Origin of the sequence: Mesorhizobium sp. M7A.F.Ca.CA.002.15.2.1 (genome assembly GCF_003998715.1) — a bacterium.
Classification (GTDB): Bacteria; Pseudomonadota; Alphaproteobacteria; order Rhizobiales; family Rhizobiaceae; genus Mesorhizobium; species Mesorhizobium ciceri.
Genome location: NZ_RZPI01000715.1, coordinates 1 through 2,744 on the forward strand (window position 1 = coordinate 1; position 2,744 = coordinate 2,744).

Here is a 2,744-nt window from a genome sequence, read left to right on the forward strand (position 1 = left end):
CGCTTGTCGAGTTCGGCCTGGATCTCGTCGCGCGTAAAGCGGATGCCGGGCGGACAGCCGTCGACCACGCAGCCGAGCGACGGGCCATGGCTTTCGCCCCAGGTGGTGACGCGGAAAAGGTGGCCGAACGTGTTGTGAGACATGAAATACCCTGCCCGGCATCGGAGCCGGCTGAAGATTGCGTTCTATTGGCGTTTTTCACAGGGGTCAAACTGTGATCTGGCGGATTTAGTTTTGACACATTCGGTTGGTTTCTGCTCTGCTCCATCCGCTGTTGAACAGCCCGCCGCCATGCCGGTGCAATGATAAAGAGGAACGATTATGCGTACCCTGATTAGCGCCGTTGCCGCCACGCTGCTGCTTTCCACCGCCGCTTTCGCCGGCCAGACCGAAGGCCTGATCAAGAAGATCGACAAGGACACGGCGACGCTGACGCTGGATGACGGCAAGTCCTACAAGCTGAACGCAGAGACCGATCTCGACGCGCTGAAGCCGGGCATGGACATCGTCATTGCCTACGATGTGACCAATGGCGAAAACGTCATCACCGACATGGAACTGCCGGACAGCTCAGCCAACTAGAGCTTCCAACCTCAATTGAATGCAGCGTTTGCGGTTCAGCTTTCGCCGAGCCGCCTGCGAAATGGCCTAGAGCGTGTCGCGTCTGAACGGATTCAGGCGACCCGCTTTAGGTCTTTGTTTTATGCATGTCGTTCTCCCAAAACCGGGGCCAATTTTGGGCGACATGCATCAAAGCCACTCCAGACTCTTGCCTTCGAGCTTGAGCAGGCGATCCTGCGGTATTTCCAGGTTCGCTGCCTCGTCCTCGGCCAATCCCAGAACGAAACGAAACAAGGTGCGCATGACGCCGCCATGGGTCACGCATATCGTCTGGCGTTCAATCGCGTCGAAGCATGGCCTCACCCGTTCGAGCAGCATCTGATAGCTCTCGGCGCCTTCGCCGGGCGGCTGGAAGTTCCACTTGTCCAGAGCACGCGTCCCGCTTGCTCCGGGATACCGCGTCTCCAGCTCGGGAAAGGTAAATCCCTGCCAATCGCCGAAATTGACCTCGACGAGGCGCGGATCGGTTCGATAGGCATCCGGATCCAGCTTCATCGCGGCGCGAATACGCTGCATCGTTTCGCGCGTCCGTTTCATCGGACTGGCGACGAAGTCGAATTCCCAGGGATCTGGAACCAACGCAGCTAGCCGAAGCCCGTTGCCGGTCGCCTGTTCGCGGCCAAGAGCATTGAGATCGGTGTCAGCCTGCCCCTGAAGCCGCATTTCGGCGTTCCACGCGGTCTGGCCGTGGCGCGCGATATAAACCAGCGGGTACATCAGGTCTTCCGGTGCGGATCGGGACGGACGACGGTTGGGGGGTGCTAGTCCTTGACCGTCGAAATATCAGGCGCGTCGACCGCCTTCATGCCGACGACGTGGTAGCCCGAATCGACGTGGTGCACTTCACCGGTGACGCCGCGCGACAGATCGGACAGGAAATAGACGCCGGAATCGCCGACTTCCTCCTGCGTCACCGTCTGCTTCAGCGGCGAATTGTACTCGTTCCACTTCAGGATGTAGCGGAAATCGCCGATGCCGGAAGCGGCAAGGGTCTTGATCGGGCCGGCCGAAATGGCGTTGACGCGGATCTTCTTGGCGCCGAGATCGACCGCCAGGTAGCGCACGCTGGCCTCGAGCGCCGCCTTGGCGACACCCATGACGTTGTAGTGCGGCATCACCTTTTCGGCGCCGTAGTAGGTCAGCGTCAGCAGTGAGCCGCCATCGGTCATCAGCGCCTCGGCGCGCTTGGCGATGGTGGTGAAGGAATAGACCGAAATGTCCATTGTGCGCAGGAAATTGTCGCGTGACGTCTCGACATAGCGGCCAGTCAGCTCATCCTTGTCGGAGAAGGCAATGGCGTGGACGAGGAAATCAAGCTTGCCCCAATGTCTGGCGACATTGGCGAAAACCTCATCCAGGCTCGCCGGATCGGTGACGTCGCAATGGCCGGCGACAAAGGCGCCCAGTTCCGCCGCCAGCGGCTCGACACGCTTCTTGAACGCCTCGCCCTGATAGGTCAGCGCTATCTCGGCGCCATGATCGACGCAGGCCTTGGCAATGCCATAAGCGATCGACCTATTGTTGGCGACGCCAAGAATGAGGCCGCGCTTGCCGGCCATTAGGCCCTGTCCACCCGCCATGTGAGCGCTCTCCGCAAGATTTCAGCTTTGTGGGTTGCCCTATCGCACAGGCACAGAGCCCCTTCAAGCGCTCAAAACGGACAGTTCAGGGGACAAAAGCCGCCGATCAGCCTTTTTGGCTGCGCAACAGCGCTTCGAGCGCGCTGTCACCGCCTTCCGGCAGCATGATACGCACATGAGCGTAGAGATCGCCGTGACCGCCGGCCTTTTCCGGCAGGCCTCTGCCCTTCAGCCGCAGGACCTTGTCGGAGCTCGACCAGGCCGGAATGTTGACCGCGAGCCTGCCGGTCGGCGTCTCGACAGGCACCTTGGCGCCGAGCACGGCATCCGCCAGCATCACCGGCAGATCGGCGTGCAGGTCGCGGCCTTCGATGCGGTAGCGTGGATGCCGGCGCAGATGGATCTTGACCAGCGCGTCGCCTGGCTGGCCCGGCCCCTGCTCGCCTTGACCCTTGAGGCGGATGGTCTGGCCATCCTCGACATAGGCCGGCAGCTTGACCGCCACCTTGCGGCCGTCGGGGAACATCGCCGTCACCTTTTCAG

5 protein-coding genes are annotated in these 2,744 nt (G+C 61.2%); 1 reads left to right on the top strand and 4 read right to left on the bottom strand.

Annotated elements, in window-relative coordinates; all coding sequences use genetic code 11:
- Window positions 1-143: chorismate synthase (locus tag ENZ74_RS28045; protein ID WP_127313158.1), on the bottom strand; the 143-nt coding region annotated here is incomplete at its 3' end.
- A 178-nt stretch (window positions 144-321) separates the two neighbouring features.
- Here ENZ74_RS28045 and ENZ74_RS28050 point away from each other — a divergent pair.
- Window positions 322-582 (top strand): DUF1344 domain-containing protein, encoded by a 261-nt coding sequence (locus tag ENZ74_RS28050; protein ID WP_013532801.1) that lies wholly within the window; start codon window positions 322-324, stop codon window positions 580-582.
- A 168-nt stretch (window positions 583-750) separates the two neighbouring features.
- Here ENZ74_RS28050 and ENZ74_RS28055 read toward each other — a convergent pair whose 3' ends face one another.
- The 3 genes from ENZ74_RS28055 to ENZ74_RS28065 all read right to left on the bottom strand — a co-directional run.
- Window positions 751-1,338 (bottom strand): histidine phosphatase family protein, encoded by a 588-nt coding sequence (locus ENZ74_RS28055; protein ID WP_013532802.1) that lies wholly within the window; start codon window positions 1,336-1,338, stop codon window positions 751-753.
- 44 nt (window positions 1,339-1,382) lie between these two features.
- Entirely contained in the window at window positions 1,383-2,201 is an 819-nt protein-coding gene (fabI, locus tag ENZ74_RS28060) for an enoyl-ACP reductase FabI (RefSeq protein ID WP_063167666.1), read from the bottom strand.
- Between the two features lie 106 nt (window positions 2,202-2,307).
- Window positions 2,308-2,744, bottom strand: a 437-nt coding sequence (locus ENZ74_RS28065; protein ID WP_281059740.1) for a DnaJ C-terminal domain-containing protein, incomplete at its 5' end; no start/stop codon positions are given.

Bases quoted from the DNA above. Each gene is read 5' to 3' on its own strand.
- ENZ74_RS28055 (WP_013532802.1), bottom strand. From the start codon at position 1,338: ATGTACCCGCTGGTTTATATCGCGCGCCACGGCCAGACCGCGTGGAAC.
- ENZ74_RS28050 (WP_013532801.1), top strand. From the start codon at position 322: ATGCGTACCCTGATTAGCGCCGTTGCCGCCACGCTGCTGCTTTCCACC.
- fabI (WP_063167666.1), bottom strand. From the start codon at position 2,201: ATGGCGGGTGGACAGGGCCTAATGGCCGGCAAGCGCGGCCTCATTCTT.